Source organism: Cupriavidus sp. 96C5-1 (genome assembly GCF_057798855.1).
This window is the reverse complement of the sequence record NZ_JBYOJU010000057.1, coordinates 12831-28996: the sequence shown is the minus strand read 5'-3', so window position 1 is coordinate 28996 and position 16166 is coordinate 12831. Positions and strand designations below refer to the sequence as shown.

At 64.9% G+C, this 16166-nt stretch carries 15 protein-coding genes; 4 read left to right on the top strand and 11 right to left on the bottom strand.

Annotated features, from left to right (window positions below; genetic code table 11):
- Positions 1-143: 143 nt before the first annotated feature.
- The 8 genes from AC3FOF_RS39095 to AC3FOF_RS39060 all read right to left on the bottom strand — a co-directional run bounded on the left by AC3FOF_RS39095 (position 144) and on the right by AC3FOF_RS39060 (position 7794).
- A complete protein-coding gene (locus tag AC3FOF_RS39095; protein WP_488729668.1) occupies positions 144-2015 on the bottom strand; it encodes a family 2A encapsulin nanocompartment cargo protein cysteine desulfurase in 1872 nt (623 codons plus the stop codon).
- Complete coding sequence (locus AC3FOF_RS39090; RefSeq protein ID WP_017228243.1) at positions 1990-2922, bottom strand: family 2A encapsulin nanocompartment shell protein; 933 nt, start codon at positions 2920-2922, stop codon at positions 1990-1992. Before AC3FOF_RS39090 ends, AC3FOF_RS39095 begins: the two co-directional genes overlap by 26 nt.
- 144 nt (positions 2923-3066) lie before the next feature.
- Positions 3067-3327 carry a helix-turn-helix domain-containing protein gene (locus AC3FOF_RS39085; RefSeq protein WP_017228242.1) on the bottom strand — a complete coding sequence of 87 codons (261 nt, stop codon included), beginning with the start codon at positions 3325-3327 and terminating at the stop codon, positions 3067-3069.
- Entirely contained in the window at positions 3324-4274 is a 951-nt protein-coding gene (gene epsC / locus AC3FOF_RS39080) for a serine O-acetyltransferase EpsC (protein WP_276263677.1), read from the bottom strand. The genes AC3FOF_RS39085 and epsC overlap by 4 nt, the downstream gene beginning before the upstream one ends.
- Before the next feature lie 99 nt (positions 4275-4373).
- Complete coding sequence (locus AC3FOF_RS39075) at positions 4374-4841, bottom strand: rhodanese-like domain-containing protein (protein WP_488729667.1); 468 nt, start codon at positions 4839-4841, stop codon at positions 4374-4376.
- A 297-nt stretch (positions 4842-5138) separates the two neighbouring features.
- Positions 5139-5966, bottom strand: a complete 828-nt coding sequence (locus AC3FOF_RS39070; RefSeq protein ID WP_488729666.1) for a MetQ/NlpA family ABC transporter substrate-binding protein — start codon at positions 5964-5966, stop codon at positions 5139-5141.
- A gap of 18 nt (positions 5967-5984) precedes the next feature.
- Entirely contained in the window at positions 5985-6653 is a 669-nt protein-coding gene (locus AC3FOF_RS39065; protein ID WP_488729665.1) for a methionine ABC transporter permease, read from the bottom strand.
- On the bottom strand, positions 6646-7794 hold the full coding sequence (locus tag AC3FOF_RS39060; protein ID WP_488729664.1) for a methionine ABC transporter ATP-binding protein: 1149 nt from the start codon (positions 7792-7794) through the stop codon (positions 6646-6648). The genes AC3FOF_RS39065 and AC3FOF_RS39060 overlap by 8 nt, the downstream gene beginning before the upstream one ends.
- Before the next feature lie 246 nt (positions 7795-8040).
- Here AC3FOF_RS39060 and AC3FOF_RS39055 point away from each other — a divergent pair, with 246 nt between their 5' ends.
- Positions 8041-8466, top strand: a complete 426-nt coding sequence (locus AC3FOF_RS39055) for a transposase (protein WP_488729682.1) — start codon at positions 8041-8043, stop codon at positions 8464-8466.
- Here the strand turns inward: AC3FOF_RS39055 and AC3FOF_RS39050 are convergent.
- On the bottom strand, positions 8433-8846 hold the full coding sequence (locus AC3FOF_RS39050) for a VOC family protein (RefSeq protein WP_017228234.1): 414 nt from the start codon (positions 8844-8846) through the stop codon (positions 8433-8435). The two genes, AC3FOF_RS39055 and AC3FOF_RS39050, sit on opposite strands and share 34 nt — an antisense overlap.
- A gap of 521 nt (positions 8847-9367) precedes the next feature.
- Between AC3FOF_RS39050 and AC3FOF_RS39045 the strand changes: the two genes are divergently transcribed.
- Together AC3FOF_RS39045 and AC3FOF_RS39040 are read left to right on the top strand one after the other, a co-directional pair.
- Positions 9368-10408 (top strand): isocitrate/isopropylmalate dehydrogenase family protein, encoded by a 1041-nt coding sequence (locus AC3FOF_RS39045; RefSeq protein ID WP_488729663.1) that lies wholly within the window; start codon positions 9368-9370, stop codon positions 10406-10408.
- A gap of 448 nt (positions 10409-10856) precedes the next feature.
- Positions 10857-12212 (top strand): 2-hydroxycarboxylate transporter family protein, encoded by a 1356-nt coding sequence (locus AC3FOF_RS39040; RefSeq protein ID WP_035813473.1) that lies wholly within the window; start codon positions 10857-10859, stop codon positions 12210-12212.
- Positions 12213-12351: 139 nt separating this feature from the next.
- Here AC3FOF_RS39040 and AC3FOF_RS39035 read toward each other — a convergent pair whose 3' ends face one another.
- Positions 12352-13254, bottom strand: coding sequence for a substrate-binding periplasmic protein (locus tag AC3FOF_RS39035; protein ID WP_488729662.1), 903 nt, complete (start codon positions 13252-13254; stop codon positions 12352-12354).
- A gap of 98 nt (positions 13255-13352) precedes the next feature.
- On the bottom strand, positions 13353-13832 hold the full coding sequence (pedF, locus tag AC3FOF_RS39030; RefSeq protein ID WP_488729661.1) for a cytochrome c-550 PedF: 480 nt from the start codon (positions 13830-13832) through the stop codon (positions 13353-13355).
- Positions 13833-14102: 270 nt separating this feature from the next.
- Here pedF and AC3FOF_RS39025 point away from each other — a divergent pair, with 270 nt between their 5' ends.
- Complete coding sequence (locus AC3FOF_RS39025) at positions 14103-16157, top strand: sigma-54-dependent Fis family transcriptional regulator (RefSeq protein ID WP_430869482.1); 2055 nt, start codon at positions 14103-14105, stop codon at positions 16155-16157.
- Positions 16158-16166 lie beyond the last annotated feature (9 nt).

Below are 16166 nucleotides of genomic sequence, written 5' to 3'. Positions count from 1 at the left end.
AACAAGGCGGCTCCGGTCCGAAGGCAGGAAGGCGCGCCGATCAAGGTGAGAAGATAGCGGATTTTAGGAGAAAACGCAGGGCGCGTGCCAATTCATGCCCCATTTGTGCGGGTATCTTTGCCTTTGCACCCCGCGTTTCCCACCTAGCGTCGCCCGGAAAGCCGCCTGACCACCGAAATCAGCTGGTCCACCTCGTCCGTGGTGTTGTAGAAGGCCAGCGACGGCCTCACCGTGGCCTCCACCCCGAAGCGCCGCAGAATGGGCTGGGCGCAGTGATGCCCCGAGCGCACCGCGATGCCTTCCTCGTTGAGCGCACGGCCGACTTCCCCGGTTTCATAGCCCTTGAGCACGAAGGACAGCACACTGGCCTTGTCGCGCGCCGTGCCGACCAGCCGCACACCCGGAATGGGCTGCAACAGGTGGGTCGCGTACGCCAGCAGGTCGTGCTCGTAGCGCGCGATGTTCTCCATGCCCACCCGCTCCACGTAGTCCAGCGCGGCGCCCAGCCCTACCGCATCGGCAATATTGCCGGTGCCGGCTTCGAAGCGGTTGGGCGGCGGCTGGAACACCGTGCGCTCGAAGGTCACGTCGGCAATCATATTGCCACCGCCCTGCCAGGGCGGCATGTCCTCCAGCAGCTCGCGCTTGCCGTAGACCACGCCGATGCCGGTGGGCCCGAATACCTTGTGGCCCGAGAACACGAAGAAGTCGGCATCGATCGCCTGCACGTCCACCCGCATATGCGAGACCGACTGTGCGCCGTCCACCAGCGCGCGGGCGCCGGCCCGGTGGGCCAGGTCGACGATCTCCTTGACCGGCACCACGGTGCCCAGCGCGTTCGAGACCTGGGTCACCGCGACGATCCGGGTGCGGTCGTTGAGCAGCCGGCGGTATTCATCCAGCAGCACCTGCCCGGCATCGTCCACCGGAATGACCCGCAGCTTCGCCCCGGTCTGCGCGGCAAGCTGCTGCCACGGCACGATATTGGCGTGGTGCTCCAGGTGCGAGACGATGATCTCGTCGCCCTCGCCCACGTTCTGCGCGCCCCAGGTCTTGGCGATCAGGTTGATGGCCTCGGTGGTGCCGCGCACGAAGATGATCTCGTCGGGCGAGGCGGCGCCGATAAAACGCTGCACCTTGCTGCGCGCGGCCTCGTAGGCATCCGTGGCGCGCCCGGCCAGAGCATGGGCGGCGCGGTGGATGTTGGAGTTCTCGTGCGCATAGAAGTACGAGATCCGGTCGATCACCGACTGCGGCTTGTGGGTGGTGGCGGCATTGTCGAACCACACCAGTTGGCGGCCATTGACCCGCTCCTGCAGGATCGGGAAATCGCGCCGGATGGCGTTGACGTCGAATGGCACCCGTGCCGGAGACAATGCCCACGGCAGCGCTTCCGGGCCCGCGTGGCCGTGGCCGTACGCCCCCGGCCCCTGCTGCGGCAACTGCAGCGAGAGCGGATCCCCGAACGTGGCGATCTCGCGCAGTCCCGCCGGGCCGCCGTGCAGGTCGCGGCCCGCACCCTCCAGGAAGTAGTAGGCAGGCGCAGCCGGCGTGTGGGGCGAAGGCGCCGCCGCGTGCGGCACACCCAGCGCCTGGCCGCCGAAGCGGCTCTCCAGCGCGGGCGCCACCGTGGCGACCGTATCGGGCAGGCCATTCTGCGCCACGGCGGTGGGCCGCAGCGCGGGCGCCCGATTGGGCAGCGACAGCACGTGCGTGGGCGCGGCCGGCAGCAGATTGGCGCCGGGCACATGGCCCTGCGGGATCGCCGCTCCGGGTACGCCGGTGCCGGTGCCGCCAGGGCCCGCCACCGGCGTACCCGGCGGCGCCGGATTGTTCACCACCGGCAGCGACTGCGCGGCTGCCGGCGACGTCCCCGGCAGCGCCGACAAGAACAGCCCCGCCAGGCGCGCCAGCGCGGCCGGATCGGGCAGGCCGGGCGGCAGCGCGGGGGCGCCCGGCAGCGCTGCCGAGGGGTTGGCCGGCACCGGATTACTTGTAGGTGTCAGGATAGTCATGGTACTTGCCGATCTCCACGTCATCGAGAACCGCCAGCGCATCCGGCGCATGCACGGCCAGCGAGCAGTACAGCGAGATCAGGTACGAGGCGATGGCCTGGTCGTTGATGCCCATGAAGCGCACCGACAGGCCCGGGCCCTGCTCGCCCGCCACGCCCGGCTGGAACAGGCCGACCACGCCCTGGCGCTTGTCGCCCACGCGCAGCAGCAGGATCTTGCTCTTGCCGTCGGCCACCGGCACCTTGTCCGACGGGATCAGCGGGATGCCGCGCCAGGTGAGGAACTGCGAGCCGAACAGGCTGACCGTCGGCGGCGGCACGCCACGGCGCGTGCATTCGCGGCCGAAGGCGGCGATCGCCAGCGGGTGGGCCAGGAAGAAGGCGGGCTCCTTCCACACCTTGCTCAGCAACTCGTCCAGGTCGTCCGGCGTGGGCGCGCCGGTCAGCGGGAAGATGCGCTGCTCGTCGGCCACGTTGGCCAGCAGGCCGTAGTCCGGGTTGTTGATCAGTTCGCCTTCCTGATGCTCCTTGATGGTCTCGATGGTGAGACGGAGCTGCTCCTTGATCTGATCGTGCGGGCTGCTGTACAGGTCCGACACGCGGGTATGCACATCCAGCACGGTGCTGACGGCATTCAGGAAATACTCGCGCGGCTGCTCTTCATAGTTGACGAAGGTGCGGGGCAGCTTGCCTTCGTCGTCGCGCTGGGTGCAGGCCACCTTGACCGATTCCGGGTCCTGCACCTTGTTCAGCCGGTAGATGCCGGCTTCCACCGGCACCCACTGCAGGAAATGCGTCAGCCAGCGCGGCGTGATGGTGGCAAGCTGGGGAATGGTCTTGGTGGCATTGGCTAGTTGCCGTGCTGCGTTATCGCCGAGCGCCGTCTGGCCGCTCACAGTTACCGACATGTGCTGCTCCGTTAGCTATATGAGAAAAACAGGAATCGTTATTACCGCGGCGATTATCGGGAGGCGGCCCGGACCGTTCAACATGCTATAGACGGCAATGCGCAGGGATCTGCGGCAAAGCTGCGGGAAGGCCGCGGGAAGGTGCTACGGCCGTGTACCGACGGTCCCGGCATCGCGCGGCGATGCCGGCGCGCCGCCGGCCCGCAACAGCCAGGAGATCGGTACGCCCAGCGCCCCGGCCAGCTTCTCCACCGTGACGATCGAGGCAATCGCGCTGCCGCGCTCGATCTCGCCGATATACGAGCGGTTGAGTCCCGCATGCTCCGCCAGCGCTTCCTGCGACCAGCAATGCGCCTCGCGCAGCTGGCGCACGGCGGCGCCCAGGGTTCGCACGAGGTCGGTCATGACAGGGTCGCCTCGATGGCCTGGCGCCTGTCCGCGGGCGGCGCCGGCGCGGTCTCGTTGCGCGACACGGCCTGCGTGACATGGGCGCCGGGTGCCACGTCCTGCGTCACCCAGACATTGCCGCCGATCACGGCGCCACGGCCCAGCGTGACCCGCCCCAGGATGGTGGCGCCGGCATAGATCACCACATCGTCCTCGACGATGGGATGCCGCAGCAACCCCTTCTCCAACTGCCCCGTGGCATCGCGCGGGAAGCGCTTGGCGCCAAGCGTGACCGCCTGGTACAGGCGCACGCGCTCGCCGATGATGGTGGTTTCGCCGATCACCACGCCGGTGCCGTGATCGATAAAGAAGCCTGCGCCGATGCGCGCGCCGGGATGGATATCGATGCCGGTCTCGGCATGCGCCAGCTCGGCCACGATGCGCGCCAGCAGCGGCAGGCCAAGGCCGTAGAGCGCATGGGCGATACGGTGGTGGATCATCGCCAGGATGCCGGGATAGCACAGCAGTACCTCGTCCACGCTGCCCGCGGCGGGATCGCCATGGAAAGCGGCCAGGACATCGCTGTCGAGCAGCCCGCGGATACGCGGCAACTCGGCAGCGAACTCCCGCACCACCGCCAGCGGCCGGGCCCGCAGCGCGGCCTCGTCGCGCTCGGCGTGGCGCGCGGCATAGTGCAGTTCCAGCCGGGCCTGGGCCAGCAGCCCGTGCAGCGCCGCATCGAGCGAATGGGCGATATAGAGGTTCTCGCTCTCCTGGCGCAGATCGGGCGGCCCCAGCCGCATGGGGAACAGCACGCCTTTGAGCGTAGCCACCACCTGCGCCAGCGCATCGCGCGAGGGCAGGTCGCGCCCGCCCGGCTCCAGCAAGCGCTGCTGGCCTTCCCGCCACTGCTGGCGCACCTGCTGCAAGGCGAGCACGATCCCGCCGATCCCGAAGTCAGCCATAGTGACACTCCCCATTCTTGTGTTGGCCGCGTTGGCCGCGCTGGCTCTCGCGGTTTGTTCTTTTTTGTGCGTATCCGCTATCGGTTGCGCGCGCCGCACCTAGTCCTGGATCCAGGGCAGGTCATGAAAGCGCCAGCCGCCGTTCTGGCCGCGCCGCCGGCGCTCGTCGATCTCGCCCTCGAACCCTTCCAGCACGTTGAACACATGCTGCAGCCCGGCCTTGGTTGCGGCTTCCGCGGCCAGCGCGGAACGGTTGCCGCTGCGGCACAGCAGCAGCAGCACCGCCTCCCTGCCGGCCCTGGCTTCCAGCTCGCGCACGAAGCGCGGGTTGCGGGTCAGGCTGGTGCCGGTAGCCCAGGGCACGTGCAGCGTGTCGGGCACATAGCCCACGAACTTGCGCTCTTCCACGGTGCGCACGTCGACCAGTACCGCATCGCCGGCACTGACCAGCGCATAGGCCTGCTGCGGCGTCACGCGGCCGGCATATGGCAGGCCCGAGGAACGTGCTACGCCGCGCGCGGCTTCCAGCACGGGATGCTTGATCTTGTCTTCCAATGCAGTCGTCATGAAACGCTCTCCTTGCAGCATGTTGTCCGCGCCTGTGGCTGAGCCTGGCCGGCCCGTCGCCGGCCCCTGCCGGATGCACGGTTTGTGGCTGACGGCAACCGCCTATAGCCATCACGCCTCCACTATGAAATGACGCCGGCGGATTGAGAACGAATAAAAACGCATTTCCTAAGACGGGCTGCTCATGGCGGCATGGGAGGGACTGCATCCGCTCGGGTGACCCCGGCGAGCGATGAGCACATCGGCTCGCCGGCCAGCAGCGGCACCGCCCGGCGCATGGTTGACTGGCTTACTGGCTTACTGGCCGACCGGAATCACCGCGCCCTTATACTTCCTGCGGATGAAATCCTGCACCTCCCTGGAATGCAGCGCGCTGACCAGGGCCTTGATCTCGGGCTTGTTCAGATCGCGCTTCTGTACCGTGATGATGTTGGCATAGGGGTTGTTCTCGCCGCTTTCCACGGCAATCGGGTCCTTGGTCGGGTTCAGGCCGGCGTCGATGGCATAGTTGGCGTTGATCACGACCGCGTCGCCCTCCCCGTTATTGAACATCTGCGGCAACAGCGGCCCCTCCACGTTGGCCAGGAATTTCAGGTTCCTCGGGTTATCCACCACGTCGGCAATGCGCGCGTCCACCTTGTTCACGCCCGGCTTCAGCTTGATGACGCCCTCTCTTTCGAAGATGGCGAGAATACGGCCCTCCTCCGCCTGCGCATCGCGCATGATGATCCTGCCGTTCTTCGGCAGGTCCTTCAGGCTCTTGTATTTCTTCGAGTAGATTCCGATCGGCTCGATATGGATCGCGCCCGCGCTGACGAAGGCATAGCTCTTGTCATCGGCATGGTCCTTGAGCACGCTTCTCAGATAGGGCACATGTTGAAAGTAGTTGGCTTCGATATCGCCGCTGGCCAACGCGGTGTTGGGCAGGATGTAGTCCTGGAAGCGCCGGATCTTCAGATCGATCCCTTCTTTCGCCAGGATTGGCCTGGCCTGCTCCAGTATCTCGGCATGCGGCACATTCGAGGCGCCGACCACCAGCTGGATATCCTTGGCGGTGGCGGAGAAAGAGGCCAGGCCAAGCGCGGCTGCCGATACCAGGGCCAGCATCAGGATTTGCTTCTTCATTATGTTTTTCCTTTGAAGTTATCGTTTGTCGAGTATCGAGGTAAGCATGTCGCCGATGAACTGGACCGAGAAGACGATGGCCAGGATCACCAGCGTTGCCACCAGCGTCACATCGTTGTGGTTGCGCTGAAAGCCTTCCAGATAGGCCAGGTTTCCGAGCCCGCCGGCACCGATGGCCCCCGCCATCGCCGTATAGCTCACCAGCGCGATCAGGGTGACGGTGATGCCGGAAATCAGTGCCGGCGAAGACTCCGGCAGCAATACCCGGAGAATGATGGTGGAGGTATTCGCTCCCATCGAACGCGCGGCTTCGATCACGCCCTTGTCCACTTCGCGCAGGCCGATCTCGACCAGCCTGGCGTAGAACGGGGCGGCACCGACAATCAGGGCCGGCAGCGCTGCATCCGCTCCCAGGATGGTGCCGATCAACGACTTGGTGAACGGGATCAGCAGTACGATCAGGATGATGAAGGGAACCGAGCGGAAGACATTGACGAGAACCGAGATGAGCGCATACACCGGGCGGCTCTCCAGCAACTGCCCCCTGGCGGTCAGGAAGAGGATGACCCCGAGCACCAATCCCAGCAGGAAGGTTGCAAGCCCGGCCAGGGCGGTCATATAGAGCGTCTCGCAGGCAGCATCCAGCAGTTGCCCTGGCTGCAGGTGCGGGAACAGGGCTTCAAGCATGCCGGATCACCTCCGCTGCGATATCGCGCTCCCCGATCAGCTTCAGCAGGTCTTCCAGCTGCTGCGGCCCGCTCTCCACGCGGAGGTAGAGTTCACCGAAGGCCCCGCTACGCGTCTGCGTTATCTTTCCGTGCAGGAAGCTGATAGCAGCACCGTAGCGCTGGATCGCTTCGGAAATCACGGCCTGGCGGGTCTGGCCCCCGGCCAATGTCAGCTTGACGATCGCGCCGGGGAGGTGTGAGGCCAGCGATGGATCGAACGTATCCTCCCCGCCCGCGACATCGGACACCTGGCCGGCAAAGCGCTGGGTAATCGCTTGCACAGGCCTGGCGAAGACGTCCAGGACCGGCCCCTCCTCGACCACGCGGCCATTCTCCATGACCGCGACGCGGTGGCAGATTTTGCGCACCACATGCATTTCATGAGTAATCAGCACGATGGTCAGATTGAGCCTGCGGTTGATATCCAGCAGCAGATCGAGAATGGCGTCCGTGGTTTGCGGATCCAGGGCCGAGGTGGCCTCGTCGCACAACAGGACAGCCGGGCTGTTGGCGAGCGCGCGCGCAATGCCGACGCGCTGCTTCTGGCCTCCACTCAACTGGGCCGGATAAGCATCCTCCCGGCCTTGCAAGCCGACCAGGCTGACCAGTTCGGCAACGCGCTCCGTGATACGTGACTTCGCCACGCCGGCGATCCGCATCGAGAATGCAATGTTCTCGCTTACGGTGCGGGACCACAGCAGGTTGAAGTGCTGGAACACCATGCCGATACCGCGCCGCGCCTGGCGCAATGCCGCGCCGCTCGCCTTGGCGATATCCTTGCCGGCGACCACGATGGAGCCGGAAGTCGGGGTCTCCAGTCCATTCAGGAGGCGGATCAGGGTGCTCTTGCCTGCCCCGCTGTAGCCAACGATGCCGTAGATCTGTCCAGCCGCTACGGCAAGGTCGACGTTATCGACGGCGACGACGCGCCCGCTGGACGAATCGAATGATTTTGAGACCTTTGAAAGAACGATCATCATCTCAAAACGGCAATATTCCTGTTCCTGTAATAAGAAATCAGAAAAAATCTCATATTCCCTCGCGATGCAATTTGTATGGAAGACGTTTATCCCATCATCCGGCGCGGCCGCTATGCCCACGCCGGACGATCGGCGATGACGTTCATCCTACCGATCGAACCCGGCCTCCCGAAGGAAGATAAAATCAATTGAATATTTGGATTTCCTTGCAAAAGAACGATTCGAAGCACTCGGGCTGCAGCGAATCTCCGGCATGGATGGCGGGCGGGTAGCTTCCCGCGAACCCCTCATACAACGTCACGATGTTCTATCGGTTACCCGTGGCGCGACTTGCAGAAGGATTTCGGACGCTGGCATACCGCGTACATGCGCTTCTCCAGATGGCGGCGCAAAGGAGGCCTGGGAACGTGTGGCCCACGCGGTGGCCGACCAGACCGGGATCAAGCGGATACTGATCGGCTCGACCATCGTGCGCGCGCACCGGCATTCGGCCGGGGCTCGAAAAAAAGCGGTCCACAAGCGCTCGGGCGTTCGCGAGGCGGACTGAGCACCAAGCTGCATCTGGCCGTCGACGAAACTGGGCGCCCCTTGCGACTGCTCGTCACCGAGGGGCAGGTCGCCGATATTTCGTGTGCGGACGGACTGGTCGAACACCTGCGAACGGGAGCGGTCATCGCCGACAAAGGCTACGACTCGGATGCGTTCGATATGAGCAGCACAAGACAATGCCGCAAGCTGTCAATCGACGATCGGAAAGGTCATGAGAACTTGCTCTCTGACGGAGCAGCATGACAGACGGCCTCGACCCGATTGCCAGCGGGGTCAATTAGAAAGGCCGCGTAGTAGTCACGATGGTAATGCGGCCTCAATCCAGGATCGCCCTCAGACTGCCCGCCCGCTGACAGTCCGGCGTGGAAAAATGCATCTACATGCTCACGGGAAATGGCCTTGAAGCACCAGTGCCGTTTGCTCGTCCCGACTTCAGCGGGATCCAGATATACCGCAAGAAAAGTTGATTCGGTGTCGCTCTCATTGCAACGCTCGCCATAGCCGAGTGCGGTGGGCCGGTCATAGACCTTGCATGCGCCCAGAGCGGTCATGATGGCATCGTAAAAGAGACGCGCTAGCTGAATATCGGGGACGCCGATAGACACGTGGTCAAGAAGTTGCATTTTGTGTGCTCCATTGAACTCGCACGAGTCTACATGAGCGCAACGTATCGCAAAGAAGAGCCCAGCCACCCGCGGACAAGGAGCGATTGCCCGGACATAAGCCGGCGCTATGCAGCCCACAATTGTGAACAGACCCTGGGCTGATCGACCCATGCTCGATTTCCCGGGACTGGGAGAATCCTACCGACTTCGGCCGCATCGAGTTCCGGTGAAGCCTGATCATGACTGGAAAGCATGACATGACGAAGAGCACGGGCAGCCGAAAGCCGGGTATGCGGCTGGCCAAATTGGCCACGCGTAAACCCCTAGGACGCAGCAGCCGCATTGACAGGTAGTTGACAGCCTTCCCTTCGTAGAATCTGGCCCGTGGTTGGCTGGATCAGCCAGAAATTCCGGAAGCAGAAAGCCAACAGGCCAATCGACAAACGTCAAGGAGACTGCCACGGCTCGCGCTGTTGCCAAGGATCGCGTACGCCACATGGCTTGCCGGTGCGGTCTCTCACATCGTGATAGGAAAACAGATGGAATACGGTGCAAGCGAAAAGATCCCCGTCACCCTGATCCCCGGCGATGGCATCGGACCGGAAGTGGTGAAGGCCACCGTCCGAGTGCTGGACGCGCTTGGCGCCCCCTTTGCCTGGGATGTCCGGCAGGCGGGCATGGCCGGCATTGAGCACAGCGGTGACCCCATGCCGGAAGAGACGCTGGACAGCATCCGCCGCACCGGCCTCGCCCTCAAGGGACCACTGACCACGCCGGTGGGCGGCGGCTTTCGCTCGGTCAATGTGCGCCTGCGCGAGGCATTCAATCTCTATGCGAATGTGCGGCCGGCCCGCACGCTGGTGCCGGGACGCTTCGAGAATATTGACTTGGTGCTGGTGCGCGAGAACGTGGGCGGCTTCTACGTCGCGCATGACTACTACATTCCGGTCGGCGACGACCCGCATGCGGTGGCGGTGTCCACCGGCACCAACACGCGCGACGCGTGCCGGCGCATTGCCCGCTTCGCCTTCGAGTATGCCGTCAGGAACGGGCGCAAGAAGATCACGGTGGTACATAAAGCCAATATCCTCAAGGCCCTGACCGGCATCTTCCTCGATGCCGCGCGTGAGGTGGCCAAGGACTACGCCGATCGCGTGATCATGGACGACCGCATCGTCGACGCCTGCGCCATGCAGCTGGTGCTGAACCCCTGGCAGTTCGACATGCTGCTCTGTACCAATCTGTTCGGTGACATTCTGTCGGACCAGATCGCCGGTCTGGTGGGCGGGCTGGGCATGGCGCCGGGCGCCAATATCGGCGAGCATGCGGCGATCTTCGAAGCGGTGCACGGCTCGGCTCCCGATATCGCGGGCAAGGGCATCGCCAACCCGATTTCGCTGATGCTCGCCGCCGGCCTGATGCTCGAGCACGTTGGCCGCCAGGACATGGCCTCACGGCTGCGCCAGGCCATCGAGCAGACGCTCAACCTGGATCAGGTGAAAACCGGCGACCTCAAGGGCACGGCCTCCACGCTGGAGTTTGCCGACGCCGTGGCGAAGCGCATCGCTGTGCCCGGCTGAGCCTGCGTTGGGGCCGGCAGGCGGCGCCTGCCGCCGCGCATGAATCACGACCCTCGCGCGGCGTTCGTTGGCAAGCTTTTCGACGACCGGGGCGAGTACAACGTATTCCCCGCATTCTGTCGCACGCTGTTGCGGACGCAGTAAGAGGGGGGATCGTCCGAAGCGTGCATGTATGGCTGCGGGCGCGATATCGGGCGGGCGACTGCGCCAACCAGGCGCCCGAGAGCGCGGCCTTCACGGTCTTCCTGTCCGGCCGGACGATCGGCTGCGCAGTGGACATCTACGACCATTTGCACCGCGACCGCAATCTCGACACTCGCACTCCGCAGCCAAACGTACGATTTTTCGCGTGAGCGCCGAACACATACTGATGATCAGACCAAGGGCCGGGCTGCTGGATAGTTTCGTTGTCGTGCAGCATCGGCCTTCAACCGCAAGGAGACACTTCGTGCACACCACCTCACATACTTTGCCGCCCGCCGAGGCGCAGCAGCCCGTGGTCAAGCCCCGCTTCTGGCCCGAAGGCTGGTGGAAGCTGATGGAATTCCGCATCGGCATCATCCCACTGCCGGTCTACGTGACCCTGCTCGCGCTGATTGCGGGCTTCGCAGTCACGGGTAAGGTCCCCGGCGAGATCTCGATGGCGATCGCCGTGCTCGCCTTCTTTGGCTTCACCTGCGCGGAAATCGGAAAACGCCTGCCGATCATCCGCAATATCGGTGCCGCTGCAATCTTCGCGACCTTCATTCCGTCGGCGCTGACCTACTATCACCTGCTGCCCAAGCCGATCCTGAGCCTCACGACGGAATTTACCAAATCGACCAACTTCCTGTATCTGTTCATCGCGTCGATCATCGTCGGCAGCATTCTCAGCATGGACCGGAGAGTGCTGATACAGGGCTTCATCAAGATCTTCATTCCACTCGCGGTCGGCTCGATCGCAGCCGGCATCGTCGGGACGGCGGTGGGCACGGCGCTCGGGCTCGGCGCGCACCATACGTTCTTCTACATCGTGGTGCCGATCATGGCGGGCGGTGTCGGCGAGGGTGCGATCCCGCTGTCGATCGGGTACTCGGAGATCCTCCATCTGCCTCAGGGCGAACTGTTCGCGCAAGTGCTGCCGCCCGTGATGCTCGGCAGCCTCACCGCGATCATCCTGTCCGGCGTGCTCGACAAGCTTGGCAAGCGTTTTCCGCACCTCACCGGCGAAGGGCGCCTGCAAATCGGCGAAGAGGACGAAATGGACCCGGTCCAGGAGGAGATTCGCGGGCATATCGACGTCACCCATATCGCGGCGGCGGGGATCACGGCCATTACGTTGTACCTGCTCGGGCTGATGTGCCGCAACCTGTTCGGGCTGCCGGCGCCGGTCGCCATGCTGTTCCTCGCGGTGCTGGTCAAGATCACGCGCGCCGTGTCTCCACCGCTGCAGGAAGGCGCCTTCGTGGTCTACAAGTTCTTTTCGACGGCGGTGACCTATCCTCTGCTGTTCGCGATCGGCGTGGCGATGACACCGTGGGACAAGCTGATCGCCGCGTTCACGCTCGCCAACATCGTGACGATCGTCGCGACCGTGGCCACGCTGATGGGCACGGGCTTCGTGGTTGCGCGCATGCTGAAGATGCACCCGATCGATACGGCGATCGTGAACGCATGCCACAGCGGCCAGGGCGGAACCGGCGACGTCGCGATCCTGACGGCGGCCAACCGGATGACGCTGATGCCATTCGCGCAGATCGCCACGCGCATCGGCGGCGCGATCGTCGTGACGCTTACGCTGATCGTGCTTGCGCACATGGGATGATGCGCAGATATTGCGCACACTGAGGGTTGGCCGGGGTGTGCGTAGTTGCCCATGCGCCTTGAGCGCTGTGCCGCTGGCAGGCCCCTGCAAACCCAAATCGGGTCCCTATGGACCCCGACATACCCGTCAAGAAAAAACCTCACGGCGCCTGCAACACCACCCCGTATTGCGCAAAAATCCGCTGCAACTCCCCGCTCCCCCGGATCGCATCCAACGCATTCTGCAACGACTCCGCCAATTCGCGCTCATCGGCCTTGACCGCCATACCGATAGCCCAACCATGCGGAGGCAACAGCGGCGAGACCAGGTCCACCGTGGCAAAGCGCGCCGCGGACTGGCCAGCCGCCTTGAGCGCGCTTTCGTATTGCGAGCGTGTAACCAGGGCCGCGGCAATCTCGCCCGCGAACAGGGCGTGCAGGGTCTCGTCCGGCCCGGGATAGATCTTCACCTTGTCGCGCAGCGCGCCCTGGGCCCCCGACAACAGGGCATTGGCACCGGCCGAACCCGCCTCCGCGCCGGTCGGCTGGCCGGCCAGGTCCCCTAGCTGGCGGACCTCTGCAATACGCTCCCGGTCGTGTACCAGCACGAACGTCTCGCGGTGATAAGGCGCGAAGATCAGCGTCTTGTCGTTCTCGCGCATGAACGCGCGGTCGACCGGCACATGCAGCATCACGTCCGCCGGCCCGTAGCCCAGGTAGTGGCCACGCCAGACCATATTGCGCAGGTCGTCCGACATATTCTCGTCGGCATCGAATGGCAGCAGCGACACGGACAGCCCCATCTGCTTGCTCAGGGCCTTGGCCAGCGCCACGTCGATGCCGGGCAGCGGACTGCCCGGCGCGGTGGAGAACGGCGGCAGGCTCTTGTAGACCGCGACCTTCAGCGTGCCGCTCTGGCGGATCTTGGCCATATCCGCCAGCGACGGCTGTGCGCAGCATAGCGCGGCGAGCGCCAGCAGGGTGGCGGCCAGGCGGCGGGAAGCGGGCGGGACGGACGGAACCGGCACGGTGGGAACGGCACCCCGGACTGGGCAGGCGCGCATGGGAAGTCTCCTTGGTCTTTGTTCTATTTGCGAGCCGGGCCGGCAACGCGGTGCAGGCCCGGCGCAACGCACACTTGCGGCAGACAGCCCCTCGGTCCTCACTCGCGGCGGGATTCGAGATAGGTCTTGATGGCCCAGACCGCTTCCTGGCTCAGCACGCCTTCGAACGGCGGCATGTAGACGCGGCCGTCGCGGGTGCGTCCCTTGCGCACGGTGGTAGTGAAGTATTGCGAGATCTCGCCCATGCAGGCCTGCTTCTTCTTGGCGTCGGCCAGCGACGTGCAATCGCCGTCGAGCTTGCGCAGGTCCGGCGCAATGCCGCCCGATACGGCTTCCAGTCCATGGCAGCGCGCGCAGTTCTGGTTGTAGGCCGAACTACCGATACGCAGGGCCTCCGGTTGCGCATCGCCGGCGCGGTATGGATTGTCCGGACGCCATTCTTCGCCGAGTTGCGGTAGTGTCTTGGTGTCCACGGCCTGCGGCGTGACGTCGCCGTGGGCCGACGCGATCCCGGGTATTGCTCCGGCCAGAAGCGTGCAGACAGAGAGCAGGGCAAGCATGCGGCGTGTTGTTTTCATCGGTGTCACCTCCAGTTGTTAGTCGTTGAACTATCTTTTGGAGAGGACTTCCGCAAAAGCCATACCAAGCGCAAAGCCGGCCATAAACGGGGCCTGCCCGCCGCAAACGGGTTGTGTGCAGTGCAGCATCCGGCTGCGAGTGCCCTGGAATGCAACAACCTGGCAAGCGTTTTGCTTCATGACGCAACACTTCCGGGGCGATGTCGATCACGCCAGAACCCGGAACGACCCGCGCGCAGACCGCGGGCGACATCCACAGGAGACAGAGAAATGACTTTTCAAGCGGCTTCCGGCCTGCATGTGCCCGGCGCCATGCCGGCCCCCCCGGGCATCCCGGCGGAGGGAGACCGGCCGGACCTGATCGCCCAGGCCCACCAGCGTTCCGAGTCATATGGCTTGCGCCCCTACGAGTCGCCGGATTTCTGCCCGGTACTGCAGAGTGAGCTGAAAACCCAGATAGAGCGCAGCCAGTCGCTGTTCGCCTACGCGCTGCCGGTGATGGAGACGCTCTATGACCAGATCGTCAACACGCAGAGCATGGTGATCCTGACGGATGCGGCCGGCCTGATCCTGCATTCGCTGGGCGACGACGATTTCCTGGCCAGGGCCAACAAGGTGGCCCTGCAACCCGGGGCGCTGTGGTCGGAAGCCAGCCGCGGCACCAACGCCATCGGCACCGCGCTGGCCGAAAACAAGGCCACGCTGGTACATGGCGCGGAGCACTTCCTGGAGGCCAACCGTTTCCTCACCTGCTCTTGCATGCCCATTCTCGACGCCTACGGCAAGACGGTCGGCGCGCTGGACGTGACGGGCGACCAGCGCGGGTTCCACAAGCACACCATGGCGCTGGTGCGGATGTCAGCGCAGATGATCGAGAACCAGCTGTTCGCCAATGCCTTCCAGGACATGGTGTGCGTGCGCTTCCACTCGCGCGCGGAATTCATCGGCACCCTGGTGGAGGGCATTGCCTCCTTTACGCCGGGCGGCCGCTTCCTGTCCGCCAACCGCAGCGCCCAGTTCCAGCTTGGGCTATCGGTCGGCGCGCTGCACGCGCACACCTTCTCGTCGCTGTTCGGCCTGTCGATGTCGCAACTGTTCGATGCCGAGCGCAGGGCGCCCGGCGGCGTCGTGCGCCTGCCGCTGCCCAGCGGCGTCAAGGTCAGCGCGCGCATCGAGTGGAAGGCGTCCGCCGCATCCGTGGCGGGCAGCGCCATCGACAACGGCAACGCCCAGGCGCGGGAAGCGTACGGCGTGCCCGAATCCCCTTCCCAGGCCCGCCGTCCCGCCGCGGCCCCGGTCCAGCGGCCCGCCGGCCTGGACGATCTCGATACCGGCGACGCCCAGATCAAGTCCGTCATCACCAAGCTGCGCAAGGTGATCGGCAAGGATATTCCCGTCATGGTGCTGGGGGAAACCGGCACCGGCAAGGAATTGCTGGCGCGCGCCATTCATGCCGACAGCCCGCGCCATGCCGGGCCGTTCATCGCCGTCAACTGTGCTTCGATTCCCGAGACGCTGATCGAATCCGAGCTGTTCGGCTATGAAGAAGGCGCCTTTACCGGTGCCCGCAAGAAGGGCGGCATCGGCAAGATGCTGCTGGCCAACGGCGGCACCCTCTTCCTCGACGAAATCGGGGACATGCCGCTGCACCTGCAGGCGCGCATGCTGCGTGCGCTGCAGGAGCGCGCGGTCACGCCGCTGGGCAGCAGCAAGGTGATCCATGTCGACGTTTCCGTGGTCTGCGCCACCAATCGCAATATGCGCGAGCAGGTGGCCAACGGCCTGTTCCGGGAAGATCTTTACTATCGCCTCAACGGCCTCGTGGTGCGGCTGCCGGCATTGCGCGAGCGCAGCGATCTCGACGTGGTGGCCAACAAACTGCTGCGCGAGGGCCAGGAAGCCGGCGTGCCGCGCATCAGGGAGTCGGTGATGGCGATGTTCCGCAGCTATCACTGGCCCGGCAATATCCGCCAGCTCGGCAACCTGTTGCGCACCGCCCGGCTGATGGCCGAAGGCGAGCCCGAGATCACCGAGGACCACCTGCCCGACGACTTCCTGGAAGACCGGCAGGCACGCCAGGCCACCAATGCCGCGCCCGGCGCGATGGCGGCCCCGGATTCGCCGCCGGAGACGGCCCGCATCGCGGATGCAGCGCCGCGCGCCCAGCCTACCCGTCTGGCCGACGTCGAGGCGCTGGCCATCATCGCCGCGGTCAAGGCGCACCACGGCAATATTTCCGCGGCGGCCAAGGCGCTGGGCATCTCGCGCAATACGGTCTACCGGAAGATGGACGAAGCCAGCGCGCTGCCGCAGCAGGAAAGCTAGGGCCCGCTG